At 44.8% G+C, this 14,350-nt stretch carries 14 protein-coding genes; 4 read left to right on the top strand and 10 right to left on the bottom strand.

Annotated elements, in window-relative coordinates:
- Positions 1 to 49 precede the first annotated feature (49 nt).
- A complete protein-coding gene (locus V1499_RS04405; RefSeq protein WP_409274100.1) occupies positions 50 to 970 on the top strand; it encodes an RluA family pseudouridine synthase in 921 nt (306 codons plus the stop codon).
- 37 nt (positions 971 to 1,007) lie between these two features.
- On the opposite strand, the gene V1499_RS04400 is transcribed toward V1499_RS04405, so the two are convergent.
- Both V1499_RS04400 and V1499_RS04395 read right to left on the bottom strand, forming a co-directional pair.
- Positions 1,008 to 1,265, bottom strand: a complete 258-nt coding sequence (locus V1499_RS04400; protein ID WP_316572447.1) for a GlsB/YeaQ/YmgE family stress response membrane protein — start codon at positions 1,263 to 1,265, stop codon at positions 1,008 to 1,010.
- A gap of 319 nt (positions 1,266 to 1,584) precedes the next feature.
- The gene (locus V1499_RS04395; protein WP_409274098.1) at positions 1,585 to 2,412 is read right to left on the bottom strand and encodes an aldo/keto reductase; all 828 of its coding nucleotides are present in this window, start codon (positions 2,410 to 2,412) and stop codon (positions 1,585 to 1,587) included.
- Positions 2,413 to 2,691: 279 nt separating this feature from the next.
- Here V1499_RS04395 and V1499_RS04390 point away from each other — a divergent pair, with 279 nt between their 5' ends.
- Positions 2,692 to 3,309 (top strand): DUF47 domain-containing protein, encoded by a 618-nt coding sequence (locus V1499_RS04390; RefSeq protein WP_409274096.1) that lies wholly within the window; start codon positions 2,692 to 2,694, stop codon positions 3,307 to 3,309.
- Positions 3,310 to 3,320: 11 nt separating this feature from the next.
- The gene (locus V1499_RS04385; RefSeq protein WP_409274095.1) at positions 3,321 to 4,319 is read left to right on the top strand and encodes an anion permease; all 999 of its coding nucleotides are present in this window, start codon (positions 3,321 to 3,323) and stop codon (positions 4,317 to 4,319) included.
- 51 nt (positions 4,320 to 4,370) lie between these two features.
- Here V1499_RS04385 and V1499_RS04380 read toward each other — a convergent pair whose 3' ends face one another.
- The 8 genes from V1499_RS04380 to V1499_RS04345 form a co-directional block, all read right to left on the bottom strand.
- Complete coding sequence (locus tag V1499_RS04380) at positions 4,371 to 5,300, bottom strand: aminopeptidase (protein ID WP_409274093.1); 930 nt, start codon at positions 5,298 to 5,300, stop codon at positions 4,371 to 4,373.
- Positions 5,301 to 5,317: 17 nt separating this feature from the next.
- Positions 5,318 to 6,079 (bottom strand): IclR family transcriptional regulator, encoded by a 762-nt coding sequence (locus V1499_RS04375; RefSeq protein ID WP_409274091.1) that lies wholly within the window; start codon positions 6,077 to 6,079, stop codon positions 5,318 to 5,320.
- Between the two features lie 176 nt (positions 6,080 to 6,255).
- Complete coding sequence (locus V1499_RS04370) at positions 6,256 to 7,524, bottom strand: M20 family metallopeptidase (protein WP_409274089.1); 1,269 nt, start codon at positions 7,522 to 7,524, stop codon at positions 6,256 to 6,258.
- Positions 7,521 to 8,471, bottom strand: a complete 951-nt coding sequence (locus tag V1499_RS04365; protein ID WP_409274088.1) for a DUF1177 domain-containing protein — start codon at positions 8,469 to 8,471, stop codon at positions 7,521 to 7,523. Before V1499_RS04365 ends, V1499_RS04370 begins: the two co-directional genes overlap by 4 nt.
- 17 nt (positions 8,472 to 8,488) lie before the next feature.
- The gene (locus V1499_RS04360; protein WP_409274087.1) at positions 8,489 to 9,463 is read right to left on the bottom strand and encodes an ABC transporter ATP-binding protein; all 975 of its coding nucleotides are present in this window, start codon (positions 9,461 to 9,463) and stop codon (positions 8,489 to 8,491) included.
- Positions 9,456 to 10,469, bottom strand: a complete 1,014-nt coding sequence (locus tag V1499_RS04355; RefSeq protein WP_409274085.1) for an ABC transporter ATP-binding protein — start codon at positions 10,467 to 10,469, stop codon at positions 9,456 to 9,458. The genes V1499_RS04360 and V1499_RS04355 overlap by 8 nt, the downstream gene beginning before the upstream one ends.
- 19 nt (positions 10,470 to 10,488) lie before the next feature.
- Entirely contained in the window at positions 10,489 to 11,373 is an 885-nt protein-coding gene (locus V1499_RS04350; protein WP_409276222.1) for an ABC transporter permease, read from the bottom strand.
- A 9-nt stretch (positions 11,374 to 11,382) separates the two neighbouring features.
- Positions 11,383 to 12,348, bottom strand: a complete 966-nt coding sequence (locus V1499_RS04345) for an ABC transporter permease (protein WP_409274084.1) — start codon at positions 12,346 to 12,348, stop codon at positions 11,383 to 11,385.
- 230 nt (positions 12,349 to 12,578) lie between these two features.
- Here V1499_RS04345 and V1499_RS04340 point away from each other — a divergent pair, with 230 nt between their 5' ends.
- The gene (locus V1499_RS04340; RefSeq protein ID WP_409274083.1) at positions 12,579 to 14,195 is read left to right on the top strand and encodes an ABC transporter substrate-binding protein; all 1,617 of its coding nucleotides are present in this window, start codon (positions 12,579 to 12,581) and stop codon (positions 14,193 to 14,195) included.
- Positions 14,196 to 14,350 lie beyond the last annotated feature (155 nt).

Raw genomic sequence — 14,350 nt, 5'->3', positions numbered from 1 at the left:
AATTTCAACCACATACAACCAGAAATGGGTGTGGAAAGGTGCGATGAAAATGCTTAATACAAATAGAACCGGAAAGTATCTTGAATTGGCCATTCCCGAACCATGGGACGGGATAAAAATCGCGGAGATTTTCAAGGAAAAATGGGGAGTGCCAAAAAAACTTGCCCACCAATTCAGAATGGAAGGGAAAGTCCTCTTGAAGGGAGAAAGAGCAGATTGGGAAATGCGGTTGCTTGCAGGAACAAAAATCCATCTACTGCTCTTTGACGATATGCCGCCACAAGTTCAGCCTTTTTACATGGACTTGGGTATTTTGTATGAAGACAATCATTTGCTGATTGCCAATAAGCCGCCTTTTATTTCTACACACCCAAACTCCCCTGACGATAACGAAACGCTCGTGAATGCAGTTTCCGCCCATCTACAGACATCCGGGGATGGCGGATCTGTCCAGCAAATCCATCGGCTCGACCGGGATACGACTGGCGCAATTATATTTGCAAAGCATCCACTTGCTGGCGCCATTCTTGACAGGATGCTTGAGGAACGGGCAATCAAAAGGACCTACATAGCCGGGGTCATGGGAACTGGACTTAGGAAAAAGGGGACAATCAATGAACCAATCGGAAGAGATCGCCACCACGCAACACGGAGGCGTGTTTCAAAAACAGGCCAGGAAGCGGTTACCCACTATCGGGTTTTAAAAGCCGACCATGAGAAAGGGATGACATGGGTCTCCTGCTGGCTTGAAACGGGAAGGACGCACCAAATCAGGGTCCACTTTAGCCATATTGGGCATCCATTGGCCGGGGATTTGCTTTATGGGGGGAAACCAATCTTTAATCGCCAGGCCCTCCACTCCGCAAAAATCGAATTTAAACATCCGATTACACTTGAAGAAATTGTCGTCCATGCGGCGTTCCAGGACAATCCTCCGATATTCGAAGGCATAGACGTAGACAAAATATAAATAGGCCTCCCAAAAAGGGAGGCCGTTTTACTGATTATTAATGATTTGACCTTCTGAAGGCTCTCATAATCATGCTTAGCAGGAAAACAAGGATTACTGCTCCAATAATGGCTGGAATTATCGCAAAGTCAGCTACAACAGGACCCCAGTCACCGAAAATTGCTGTACCCAACCATGCACCTACGAAACCTGCAATTATATTACCTATAATTCCGCCCGGAACATCTCTGCCTACGATCATCCCTGCTAACCAACCGATGATACCTCCAATAATTAATGCCCATAGAAAACCCATTTAAATTCACTCCTTGAAAAGTAGTTGTTTTTGTAAAGTGCGCCTTTTGTTTCGGCTGCTGCAGCCACAAACAGTTTTGGTGTAACATCTGGGACGCCTTCGTCCGCTGTTGTTTTTCCTAACTGTTTGTACCTTTAAAATACCCCCATTTTTTTAAAATAAACACAATCAATTATTCACCAATTCTGAACATGCTTGAATAACTTCACAAAAAAAACCCCCGATTTTTTTAAACCGGGGGTTAGTAGTAATCGACAAGTTCGATTGGCCAATTAAATGTCTTCTGCATGGATGTATGGCAATTTTGATTTGCGGGATTTTAAAAATCGAAATTGTCCGGGTCCGCGCCAAAACGTGTACCCACGTCCAGGCTATTTATTAATTCCATATCTTCGGTTGATAACTCAAAATCAAATATATCCGCGTTTTCTTTTAGCCTTGCTGGCGTAACCGACTTTGGAATGACTGCGATGCCGTTTTGAAGATGCCAGCGGAGAATGACCTGAGCGGGCGTTTTTTTATTTTTTTCAGCAAGTGCGGTAAGGACTGGATCAGCCAGGATTCTTCCCCTGGCGAGGGGAGACCATGCCTGGACAAGAATATCGTTTTTTCCACAAAACTCCCTTAGTTCCTTTTGGGCAAGTGCGGGATGGAGTTCGACCTGGTTGACAGCCGGTTTTAACGAGCTTTGGCCCATTACATCCTCAAGGTGATGAATATTGAAATTGCTCACGCCAATCGACCGAACCTTTCCTTCTTCATAAATTCGTTCGAGTGCTCTCCACGTTTCAATATATTTGCCTTTCACCGGCCAGTGGATTAAATAAAGGTCAATATATTCGAGCCCAAGTTTTGCAAGGCTTGTTTCAAAAGCCTTCAAGGTTGATTCGTATCCCTGGTCGTTGTTCCACACTTTTGTTGTGATAAAAATTTCTTTGCGGGGAATGCCGCTTTGGCGGACCGCCCGGCCAACTCCCTCTTCATTCTGGTACAGTGCCGCCGTATCAATCAGCCGATAGCCTAACCTAAGTGCTTCCGAAACAGTTGCTTCTACTTGTGTTCCTTCTTCCACCTTATAAACCCCAAGGCCAAAATAAGGAATTTCCACTCCGTTATACAGCCTGGCAGTTTCAGTCGTTGATTTCAATTCTCATCAGCCTCCTTCTATAAATTCTACATTTTAAGTCAGGAAGTTGCACAATATAAGGAAGATACTTTTCCGCAGGCGGTTTTATTACTTGAATGAAGGATATATAGAAAAAGAATTTGCTTTTAGTGGCAATCTTTTTAAATTGGAAATGTTCCTCCTTCCCTAATGTTAAGTTTTTGTAAATTTGGCAGTAAAATATTTTCTTTTTCGACAAATTTTATTTATAATTATTTCGTTTGGCACGTTTTTACAAAGGAAAAAAATGGGGGTATTCCGATGGCTTTTAAAAAAAATGACAAGTTCTCCACCCTTCTTGGTGAAATTGCCGCAAACTTAAAAGAAAGTACCAATTATTTTACAGACTATAAGCTCAAAAACGTCAGCGACCTTAAAACATTTTCCGAAAGCATGAAAGAGTATGAAACAAAAGGCGATACGTATATGCATACGGTTATTAAGGAATTGAATGACGCTTTCATTACCCCAATTGAGCGGGAGGATATCCTGCATCTTGCCAACAGCATGGACGATGTTCTTGATGGCCTTGAGCATTGCGCGGCTTTGTTCGAAATGTATTCCATTACGGATGCGGACGACTTTATGCTTCAATTCACGGGTGCTATCCAAAACAGTGTCTTTGAAATCGAGAAGGCCATAACCCTTCTAGCATCGAAAAAGTTGCTTCAAATTCGTGAGCACTCAATTTCTATCAAGGACTATGAATCAAAATGCGATGGCATCCTGAGACAGTCAATCAAGCATCTTTTCTCCGTTGAAAAGGATCCAATCCGGATTATCCAATATAAGGAAATTTATGAAACACTCGAAGACATTGCGGACAGCTGCCAGGGTGTAGCCAATACGCTCGAAACTATTATCATGAAAAACGCGTAAGGAGCTAAACCATGGATTATGTATTTATATTAACCGCTGCGATTGTTATTTTCGCTCTTGCGTTTGACTTCATTAACGGTTTCCATGATACGGCGAATGCAATCGCCACCTCCGTATCGACCAAGGCATTAAAACCACGGCATGCTATCATTTTAGCTGCCGTTATGAACTTTGTAGGTGCGATGACATTTACCGGGGTTGCAAAGACGATTACGAAGGATATAGTGGACCCTTTCACATTACAGAATGGGACACTAGTCATTTTGGCAGCGCTTCTGTCGGGTATTACCTGGAACCTGCTCACTTGGTATTACGGCATCCCGAGCAGTTCTTCGCATACACTAATTGGTTCGATTGCTGGTGCTGCTATTGCTTCTTCAGGGTTTAATATAATCGAATATCAAGGTTTCTTTAAAATTCTTCAAGCCTTGATTTTCTCGCCGATTTTGGCTTTTGTCGTAGGTTATATTTTGTATTCGATCTTTAAAATTATTTTTAAAGATGCGAACCTTACAAAAACAAACCGGAACTTCAGGATGATCCAGATCGGAACTGCGGCATTGCAGTCCTATACCCATGGTACGAACGATGCCCAAAAGGCAATGGGGATCATTACAATGGCTCTAATCGCGAATGGATATGTAGAATCAACCGATATCCCGTTCTGGGTACAATTTTCCTGTGCGGTAGCAATGGGTCTCGGAACGTCTGTTGGAGGTTGGAAGATCATTAAGACCGTTGGCGGAAAAATTATGAAAATCCGCCCGATTAATGGTGTTGCGGCTGATTTAACTGGAGCGGCGATTATATTTGGTGCGACATACATCCATCTTCCAGTCAGCACAACCCATGTCATCTCCTCCGGTATCCTCGGTGTCGGTGCTTCCCACCGCCTGAAGGGTGTTAAATGGGGAACGGCGCAAAGGATGCTGATGACATGGGTCATCACCTTGCCAATTTCAGCGGCGATTGCGGCCACTTTCTATTTTATCCTGAACCTTTTCCTATAATAAAAAGGGGCCTTCCAACTAGTGAAGGCCCCTTTTCATATTGGAACAAGTCTATTTTAAATCCAGCCCTTTGCCATCTATCTCTACTGTTGGCTCGATGATGACACAATCAATGTGGACTCCTGCCTCGTTCGTACCGCCGAAAGGCTTGTTGCTGCCAAAAGCGATATGAACCGTTCCATACACCTTTTCATCTTCGAGGACATTGCCGGTCAATCTTGCATTTTTATTCGTCCCAATTCCAAATTCAGCGATAATCCTTCCGTTCCCATCTCCAAGCAATTCGAGCAAGCGCCTTCCTTGCTTTCCGGTTGCATCCGCCAACCGTCCATCTTCAACAGTTAACAACACCGGTTCACTTACAACACCGATACCTGCAATGGATCCATCCACAAAAATCGTCCCATTCGCAGAATTCTCGATTGGCGCAATATAACTTTCACCGGATGGAAGATTCCCTGACTCCCCTTTATTTCGGAAGACGCCTGTGCTTGGAATAGCTTTTCGCCCTTTAATGGAAAAAGACAATTGAGAGCCGCTCTTCGAAATAGTTACAGTTTCTCCGTCTTCTAGCAAGCCGCAATATTCATTAGTAAGCTGCTCAACTTCCGAATAATCTGCCGTAATCGCGCCCTCCTGCAGCATGTCCATTGTTATCCCCGGCATTGTTGCCACACGTGCCCCTGCGGCTGACGCATCCTTCCTCGCTTTTGTATGAGTAAGTGAGTGATAAGTTATGCAAAGGATTACGTCTGCCGCTTTCATCGCTTCGGCGACGGGCTTAGGCGGTTCTTCCCCGGACTTTGTCCTGGTCATCATCTCCATCAGCATTGTTTCATTGCCCAATGCAACGCCAGCCTCATAAAAAATAGTTGCAGCCTCGCGTGACTCAGGATCCGCAACGATCAAAACCTGCTCACTTTCCTGGATATTTAAATTCGATTTCAATATTGATTTGGCTACTTCTAGTAAATCGGCCACTTTCATCCCTCCCGCGGCTAAACTTTTAACTTCAATTGGTACCGTTCAATGACGCTGGCAATCTCTTCCCTTGTCTCCATGAGCACTGGAACATATTCTTTGATTTTTTCTTCGGTCATTCTGTAAACCGGGCCTGAAACCGTAACAGAGCCAATGATTTCTCCCCGGTCGAACAATGGTACGGCAACAGCTACCACATCCCATGTGTATTCACCCCGGCTTTGAGCCCAACCCCGCTCCCTGATATGCTGAAGCTCCGCTTTAAGCTCGTCCGGGTCTGTCATTGTTGTTTTCGTATATTTTACAAGATCCGAATGGATGACTGAATCAATGAAATCCTCCGGCATATAAGCCAAAATGGTACGATAGGTAGCGCCTACATACAAAGGGGCACGGCTTCCGGCAGAAACAGAAAACTTCACTTTATTTTCCGGTTCAACTACATCGAGTGTAACCGCTTCATCCCTATCGAGCACTGTCAAAAAAATCGATTCTCCGGTCTTGTCCCGAAGCCGTTCCAAAATTGGACGTATTAGGTTTGAAACATTCAGGCTCTCATACATAATCATGCCTAATTCCCATGTAGCATAACCAAGGGAATATTTTTTGGTGACCTTATCCTTTGAAATGAATCTATTTTTCTCTAATGTTTCAAGGATGCGGTAAATATTCGTATGGTTCAGGCCCATTTCATTCGCCAGTTCCCGTCCTCCCCAGACAGGCCTTTCCTTAGTGAACATCTTCAAGACTTTCAATGCCAAATCCAACGTCTTTAGCACATCATTTCTCCCCCTTCAAAACCTTTCGACAATTCCCATTACACCTCTAATTGTGGTAAAAAGCAACGGTTTTTTCAATAATAAACAGTTATCCTACCAAACTCCCATAGGAGGGAGTGGCAAGATAACTGTTGTAAAAGAGAAGCCGGATTTTCTAAACTCCGGCTTTTTCTTCATTATTTTTCATAGAGGAAGTCAATGACTGCCGCTGCGTAAACTTTTGCACAGCGGACGATATCTTCCACTTGCACCTTTTCATTGTAACCGTGAATGCTTGGTAAATAAGCGGGGCCGTATTGCAGCACCGGGATATTATACTCCCTGAAGTGGCGCGCATCGCTGCTTGCCCATTGCATGACTCCGTACGCATTTTCCCCGGTTACTAATGATATGTTGTCAACGATGGAACGGCAGACAGGGTCTTCGGCAGATGTGTGGTTCGCATTGCTTCTAAACCCAAACTGGTGGATTTTATAGCGTATGCCAAGCGCATCCAATTCCTTTTTGAGATAAGCTGTAACCTCATCTTGTGTAATGCCGAACGGAAGGCGGCAATCTACTTGGACTTTGCAGCTCTCAGGTATGACATTGGATTTTGTTCCTCCCTGGATCGTGCCAATATTGACCGTGATCCTTTCCAGTACAGGCTGGAATTTTTCCCGCTCCTCTTCCACTTCACGCATATACCGTTGGGAAACTTCGATTAACTCTTTTACATCTTCCGGAATGGTGATTTTTATATCCCATAAGGACCTGATTTTTTCAATGGCCGCGATTGCATCGACAATGGCGTTGCCTCCTGCAACCGGTGATAAGCTGCCGTGCCCCGGAGTACCGAAGACTTCCAGCTCAAACCAGTAGGATCCCTTTTGCCCGATGGTCGGATTCAGTGGTGAAGATGGTTCGGCAATAAGGGCGCCATCGCCTTTTACCAATCCTTTTTCAAGAAGCCATGGAACCCCGAACTCCCCGCCAGTTTCCTCATCAGGAACAATGGCTAACGTTAATTTCCCAGGAAGTTCAACATTTAATCGTTTTAAGAGTGCAAAGGCGAATAGGATGCCGCCAAGGCCTGCCTTCATATCACTCGCTCCCCTTCCAAGGAGCCAGCCATCCTTTACTTCACCCGAGAATGGATTGAAGTCCCATTTTGACAAGTCGCCTGCTGGAACAACATCGGTATGGCCGCAGTAAATTAAATGCTTCCCTTCTTCCTGGCCGATGCTTGAAATCAAATTGAACATTTTATCGGCAGACTCATGCCATTCTGTTTCAAGGCCATATTGGCGAAGATAGCCGTCAATGAATTGGGAAATCTCGGTTGAATCGCCTGGTGGATTCTCACTCGGAATTTGGATTAATGAACTGCAAAGCTCTATCAGTTCATCCTTCCTTGCTTCTACTTCCTCAATTAATCTTTGCTTTAATTCCTTTATTTCGCTCATCCCAAAGCCACCTGATTTCCTTTTGTTTGAAGATGGTTCATTTTTCCGTACAATGCTTCCAAGCGCGCAAACTCTTCCTCATCATAGAATGAGCATTTATTTTCACCGAAAAGCTTGGCAACTTCAATGACAAAACGGACTACCTGCTCGACATCCGCTGGGTGGGTTGCTCCTGTTCCACAACCTGCGACAGCCGTTTCGGTTGTAATCGCAACGCCAACTACAGGGCTATTGGTCGCAACCGCAGGCTGAAGGATACTGTTTACGTGATAGACGCCATTCCCATAAGGAGTAATATCCTGTGTTGTGATCGGCAGGGTAACTGGGAGAATCCCTGCTGACTGGGTATAAATATGCAGAAGGTCGGTGCTGATTTTCAAAATATATCCTTCTTTTACAGTCGGAGTAATGGCAAATCCTTTATGATTTGTAATCATATTCCCTTTTGTTGTATCAATCGATAAAATGGCATCCATTTCTTCTGTCACTTCGTATTGATTCATCGTAAGGATGTCTACGGGTGAATCCATAAACGGAACTGGGTCATGCGGCAAAGTTGGCGCCGTCGGGCAAATATGGGTGGTCAGAATAATATCCCCTTTTAGCTTGTCGCCTTTTCCGGACATATCAAGGAGCTTTGCGGCAGCCGCGACACAAGAGAGGGCGCCGTCACCGTCAGAAACAAATCCCTTAACTTCCGGACGGGCGCCGATTCCGCCCAGCCTTCCGATGATTCCCAAGGTTGGGGCTGTTCCTCCCGTTGACTTCCCTTCTTCTCCCGCAATCACAATCTTAACGAAATCCGTTGAACCAGCTTTTCCTTCGACGGTTTGAACGGTAACATCTCCTTCGCGGGAAATGCTTTCAAGGTATTCTTTTATATCATTTCCCGTTACATGGATACTGTCCATTACTTCTAAAACTTCAATAACGTGCTTCAATGACATGATTGATTCCTCCAAAATTATGATTCGTATAGGTGGCAGGCAACCTTCTGCTGTAAGTCCCTCTGCTCCAATACTGGTACAGCGGTTTTGCAAATATCCATAGCAAACGGACACCGCTTGTGAAAATGGCAGCCCGAAGGCGGATTTACGGGGCTTGGCACATCGCCCGTCAGGATGATTCTCTCTTTTTTCTCGTAAGGGCTTTCTGTCGGGACTGCTGACAGCAAGGCTTTTGTATAGGGATGAAGCGGGTTTTCATAAATCTCTTTATATGTTCCAATCTCAACAATCTTTCCGAGGTACATAACGGCGATTCTGTCACACATATATCTCACAACATTCAAATCGTGCGAGATAAAAATGTAGGTCAATCCGAATTTTTCCTGCAAATCCTTAAGAAGGTTAATGACTTGCGCCTGAACAGATACGTCGAGAGCGGAAACCGGTTCATCACATATGATTACGTCTGGGTTCAAAGCCAGCGCGCGGGCAATATTTATCCGCTGGCGCTGGCCCCCGGAAAATTCATGCGGATAACGGTCGGCGTGATAACTGTTTAAGCCAACTACTTCGAGGAGTTCGATGACCCTCTCATTTCGGGATTTCCTGTCTCCCACTTGATGAATTTCCAATGGCTCCGCAAGCAGCTGCCGGATTGTTTTTCGCGGATCTAATGAAGCATAGGGATTCTGGAAAACCATTTGAATCGACTTTCTGGAAACACGGAGATCTTTATCAGCCAAGTTCGCCAAGTCCTGGCCTTTAAAAAGTACCTTCCCATCAGTCGGGCGGATAAGCTGGTTTATAAGCCTTGCCATCGTTGACTTTCCGCACCCGGATTCCCCAACAATGCCAAGCGTTTCGCCAGGATAGACATCAAAACTGACACCGTCAACCGCTTTTACGCTTTGCGTTGATTTTTTGAAAGGAAGCGGATTACTGATGGGAAAATGCTTTTTAATATTCTCAACTTTTAAAATCGCTTCAGCCATGGTATGCCTTCTCCTTTCTTTCCAGCCGCTTTTCACTAGTTTGGAAGTGGCAGGACGCGAAATGGTTTTCTTCTACCTCGATGAGTTTCGGCTTAACCGCACGGCATATATCCTGGGCGTATGGGCAGCGGTCAGCAAAATGGCAGCCCTGGATTTCCTGCCTCAAATCGGGAGGAGTACCCGGAATGGCGGAAAGCTTCTCTCCATCGCCAACCTCACTTGTTATCTGTGAATCTAACAGCCCCCAAGTATAGGGATGAAGCGGGTTATCGAATAAATCTTTCACGCTTCCGGATTCTACCGTATTGCCGGCATACATGACGATCACCTTATCACACATTTCCCAAACGACTCCCAAATCGTGGGTAATCATAATGATGGAAGTGCCAATCGTCTCCTGCAGGTTTCTCATCAAGTCCAAAATTTGCGCCTGAACCGTTACATCCAAAGCGGTTGTCGGTTCGTCGGCAATTAACAATTTTGGGTTACATGCAAGGGCAATCGCAATCATGACCCGTTGCCTCATCCCACCGGAAAATTCATGGGGATACATTTCGATCCGTTTTTCGGCTTCAGGAATCCCTACCAGCTTCAGCATTTTGATTGCTTCCTGCTTTGCCTCTTTTTTCGACACCTTCCGATGGGCCCTAATAACCTCCATGATTTGATTCCCTACCGTATAGACAGGATTCAGGCTGGTTATTGGGTCCTGGAATATCATCGAGATTTCATTGCCTCTTACAGAACGCATTTCTTTTTCCGAAAGGGACAATAAATCCTTTCCTTCAAAAAGAACCTTCCCTCCGGCAATCTTTCCGGGCGGGCTTGGGATCAAGCGGAGCAGCGCGGTGGCAGTAACACTCTTCCCTGAACCGGATTCCCCTACTATGCCTAGCGTCTCTTTTCTATTTAAAGCAAAGCTGACTCCATTCACGGCTTTTACAATGGAAGAAGAGGAACGGAAGTGTACCTCCAAATCTTCGACTTTAACTAAATAATCCGACATACCTTTCACCTCCGGCCTATTAAACTTTCATTTTTGGATCGAGTGCGTCACGCAATCCATCACCAAACAAATTTATGCCGAGAACAGTCAGCAGAATGGAAAGTCCCGAAAATGTTGCCATATGAGGGCTTAAGACCAAAAAGTCTTTCCCGTCTTTCAGGATGCTTCCCCATGAAGCGGTTGGAGGCTGGACTCCAAGCCCAAGGAAACTAAGGGCCGCTTCAGATACTATTGCACCGGCAACGCTCATCGTCCCATATACAATCAACGGGGCAAGGCAGTTAGGCAAAACGTGCTGGAACAGAATCCGTGAATGGGTGGCTCCGAGCGATCTCGTCACCTCAATGAATTCCTCTTCTTTTACGCTGAGCACCTGCCCGCGGACAATCCTTGCAAAGCCGGGAACATTGGCGATTCCAATTGCAATAATGACATTAAGAAGCCCTTGCCCAAGAACTGTCATCAAGGTAATTGCCAAGAGAATAAAAGGAAAAGCAAATAGGCCATCCATTGTCCTCATAATGATTGAATCCAGCTTGCCTCCGAAATAGCCGGATACAAGTCCAAGCAGGGAGCCAAAAAATGCTCCAAAAACTACTGCCGACACTCCGACAATCAGAGAAATTCTTGCTCCATAAATAAGGCGGCTCAACAAATCCCTTCCATAGTTATCCGTTCCAAGCAGATGCCCTTTCGAACCAGGCACAGCAAGGGAATTGGCAATATCCATCTTATTGGGATGGTATGGGGCGAGGAGCGGGGCGAAAATGGCAATGAAAACCATTACCGCGATAATTGTAAGCCCAATCGCAGCCAGCCGATTTCTTATCAGCTTTTTAAATACTCCCGCTTCCTTTTTAGCCTGAATTGGATTTGGCTGAGCCGGTGAAACTGAACTTTGCATTCCAGCCATCTATTCTTTTCCTCCTTTGCCGGAAGAGTAATTCACTCTTGGATTTACAACTTTGTACATGATATCCACCAACAGGTTGACAAGCACAAAGATTACAGCGATAAAGAGGACCGTTCCCTGTACGACCACAAAGTCCCTTTTATCAATCGCATCGACAATCAAGCGCCCCATCCCCGGCCAGCTGAAGATTGTTTCTGTTAGCACCGCCCCGCCAAGCAGGGACGAAATTTGCATGCCAAGTACAGTTAAAAGCGGAGTCAAAGCGTTCTTGAACGCATGCTTACAAATTACAATGAATTCGCTTAACCCTTTTGAACGGGCGGTTTTAATATAGTCGTGGGAAATGACTTCAAGCATGCTAGAACGGGTAATCCGCGCAAATGTGGCCATCGGGATTGTCGCAAGCGTAATGCTTGGCAAAACGAGATGCTTTAAATAAGGAATGATCCCTTCGCTTAAATCCCCCATTCCCGTTGCCGGAAACCAGCCGAGGTTCACACTGAAATAAAGGACCAACATAACCCCCAGCCAAAAAATCGGCATCGAAACCCCTATTAAGGAAACGAGCATAACCGCATAGTCCAATAAAGAGTTTTGCCTCGAAGCGGAAATGATGCCCGCTGGAACACCTATTAGGAATGCGATGATCAATGCGCTGATTGCAAGTATCAAGGTATTTGGGAAACGTTCCAGAATTAATTGTACAATCGGCTCATTATAAGTAAGCGATACCCCAAAATTACCAGTTAACAAATCGCCCAAATAATGAAAAAATTGAACATATAATGGGTCATTTAGCCCCAAGCTCTCCCTTAGTGCTTTTATATCTTCCACACTTGCCTGTGGTCCGAGCATGACAGCCGCAGGGTCACCCGGAATCATCCGAGTGATGATAAAGACAATCACAGCCACTACAAATATGGTAGGTACAAAATCAATGAATCTTCTAATAATATATTTCCCCATAAGCCGCCTCCTATTATTTCACTATTTGAAACACTGATTCACTTAATGAATTAAAAACAAGTTTAGCACCGCAATTAATAATTGTAAATAATGAATTGAATTAAAAGAAAATGTTTTTAAAATATTTTAAATTCTTGTTTACATCACTTTTTGATTGTGATAGATTTGTCTTTAAATTCATTATTTGAATTATCGTTTCACTATTCGAAACAACAGGAAGGAGCATAACAATGAAAAAAAGGTTTCGCAGTCGTCTTTTCTTTTTGGTTCTCACTGTAGCTATTCTTGCTTTGAGTGCCTGTTCTTCAGGAAGCAATTCTGCTTCCAATTCCTCTTCCAGCGACGAAAAATCCGCCGCCGCGGGAAAACCGCAGGATGGGGGTACTTTAAGGGTGGGCCTTTCAGCCAATCCGAAAACGTTGGATCCGATCAAGTACACAGGTCTTTATGAATCACAGGTCATGCTTCAAGTTGGTGACACCCTTGTGGTTTACAATAAGGAACTTAGTGAATTTGTTCCTTCCCTAGCAACTGAGTGGTCAGTTTCCGATGATATGAAAGTGTATAATTTTAAACTTCGTGACGATGTATACTTCCAGCCTGGCAAATACCAGGACGGAAGAAAAATGACAGCCGAGGATGTAAAGTACAGCCTTGAACGTTCCGCCAAAGAATCGGCTATGAACCGCCTTCGTGGCGTCGAAAACGTTGAAGTAGTTTCGGACAACGAGATTGCAATCCATTTGAGCGAGCCAAATGCTGCGCTGCTTGCAATGCTGACGGATGCCGGAAACCTCATTGTTCCAAAAGAGGAGGTTGAAGGCTGGGGCGATTCTTTTGGAAGCCATTTAGTAGGAACAGGTCCTTTCCAAATCAAGGATTGGAAAAAAGATTCACAAGTAAAGCTTGTCCGCCATGAAAAGTATTGGGGTGAAAAGCCGCATTTGGATGGCGTCAACTTCAGCATCATTCCTGAACCAAACACAATGACGAACTCACTCCGTTCCGGCGACCTTGATATCGGAATGGACATTAAAGGCCAAAACCGGGAGTTGGTTAAGGCGGATGCAAACCTTGAATTGCAGTCCACACCATCCTTGGCGATTACCTATCTGGATTTAAATAATAAAAAAGGCCCTACTGCCGATCCTAAAGTACGTGAGGCAATTTACAAGGCTACAAATATAGAGGAAATTGTAAAAGGAGTCAACAAATGGGGCGGAGCGGAAAAATCATATATGCCGCTTCCTAAAGGTTCTTGGGGATACAGCAAAGACCTTGAAAAACTTACTCCGACATACGATCCAAAAGAAGCGAAAAAGCTTCTAGCCGAGGCAGGTTATCCAAAAGGATTCAAAACAGAACTCTACTTGGCTGAAGCACGTGTTCCATACGGTACGATTTTCCAAAATCAAATGAAGGAAAACCTGAACATCGATGTTGAAATAAAAGTTGTTGAATGGGGAACCTACAGCGATACTGTTTCAAAAGGAAACGCACCGATGTCAATTGGCGGTTGGACATGGTATCCAGATCCATACTTCTTCCTTTACCAACTATTCCACACTGACCAAATTGGCGCACTTGGAAACGGTAAAGGCTATTCAAATCCAGAGGTTGATTCACTTCTGAACCGCGCCTCTTCCGAAACAGTTGATCAGAACGAACGCGCGAAGCTTTACCAGGAGGCCCTTGAGATCATTATGAAGGATGTGCCAAGGATTGAGCTTGAAACGATGGACGCAACTGCAGGTGTAAGCAAAAAAGTCCATGGCTTCGAAGTCTCTCCTGACTCCTCCATTAAGATTGTTTCTCCAAATGGAACAAACGTATGGATGGAAAAATAAAAGCGGAAGTGCCCGTTTAGCGCCGTATGGACTGGAGGGCCTCGATGGAGATAAAGGAAACACGATAAGCGTTAGCGAATCGATGTTGACTTATCGTAGCGAGGGGACCGAAGTTCACTAGGCGCTGGGCGCTGTAGCTAGATAAATTGAAAGCA

Origin of the sequence: Neobacillus oceani (genome assembly GCF_046237595.1) — a bacterium.
GTDB lineage: Bacteria > Bacillota > Bacilli > Bacillales > Cytobacillaceae > Bacillus_D > Bacillus_D oceani.
Note: the sequence above shows the minus strand (reverse complement) of the source record. Positions and strands in the feature narration are given on the sequence as shown.

What these genes read in the sequence shown, in the direction of transcription:
- V1499_RS04340 (WP_409274083.1), top strand. Translation starts at nt 12,579, where the DNA reads ATGAAAAAAAGGTTTCGCAGTCGTCTTTTCTTTTTGGTTCTCACTGTA.
- V1499_RS04390 (WP_409274096.1), top strand. Translation starts at nt 2,692, where the DNA reads ATGGCTTTTAAAAAAAATGACAAGTTCTCCACCCTTCTTGGTGAAATT.
- V1499_RS04355 (WP_409274085.1), bottom strand. Translation starts at nt 10,469, where the DNA reads ATGTCGGATTATTTAGTTAAAGTCGAAGATTTGGAGGTACACTTCCGT.
- V1499_RS04365 (WP_409274088.1), bottom strand. Translation starts at nt 8,471, where the DNA reads ATGTCATTGAAGCACGTTATTGAAGTTTTAGAAGTAATGGACAGTATC.
- V1499_RS04345 (WP_409274084.1), bottom strand. Translation starts at nt 12,348, where the DNA reads ATGGGGAAATATATTATTAGAAGATTCATTGATTTTGTACCTACCATA.
- V1499_RS04400 (WP_316572447.1), bottom strand. Translation starts at nt 1,265, where the DNA reads ATGGGTTTTCTATGGGCATTAATTATTGGAGGTATCATCGGTTGGTTA.
- V1499_RS04385 (WP_409274095.1), top strand. Translation starts at nt 3,321, where the DNA reads ATGGATTATGTATTTATATTAACCGCTGCGATTGTTATTTTCGCTCTT.
- V1499_RS04360 (WP_409274087.1), bottom strand. Translation starts at nt 9,463, where the DNA reads ATGGCTGAAGCGATTTTAAAAGTTGAGAATATTAAAAAGCATTTTCCC.
- V1499_RS04405 (WP_409274100.1), top strand. Translation starts at nt 50, where the DNA reads ATGCTTAATACAAATAGAACCGGAAAGTATCTTGAATTGGCCATTCCC.
- V1499_RS04370 (WP_409274089.1), bottom strand. Translation starts at nt 7,524, where the DNA reads ATGAGCGAAATAAAGGAATTAAAGCAAAGATTAATTGAGGAAGTAGAA.
- V1499_RS04350 (WP_409276222.1), bottom strand. Translation starts at nt 11,373, where the DNA reads ATGCAAAGTTCAGTTTCACCGGCTCAGCCAAATCCAATTCAGGCTAAA.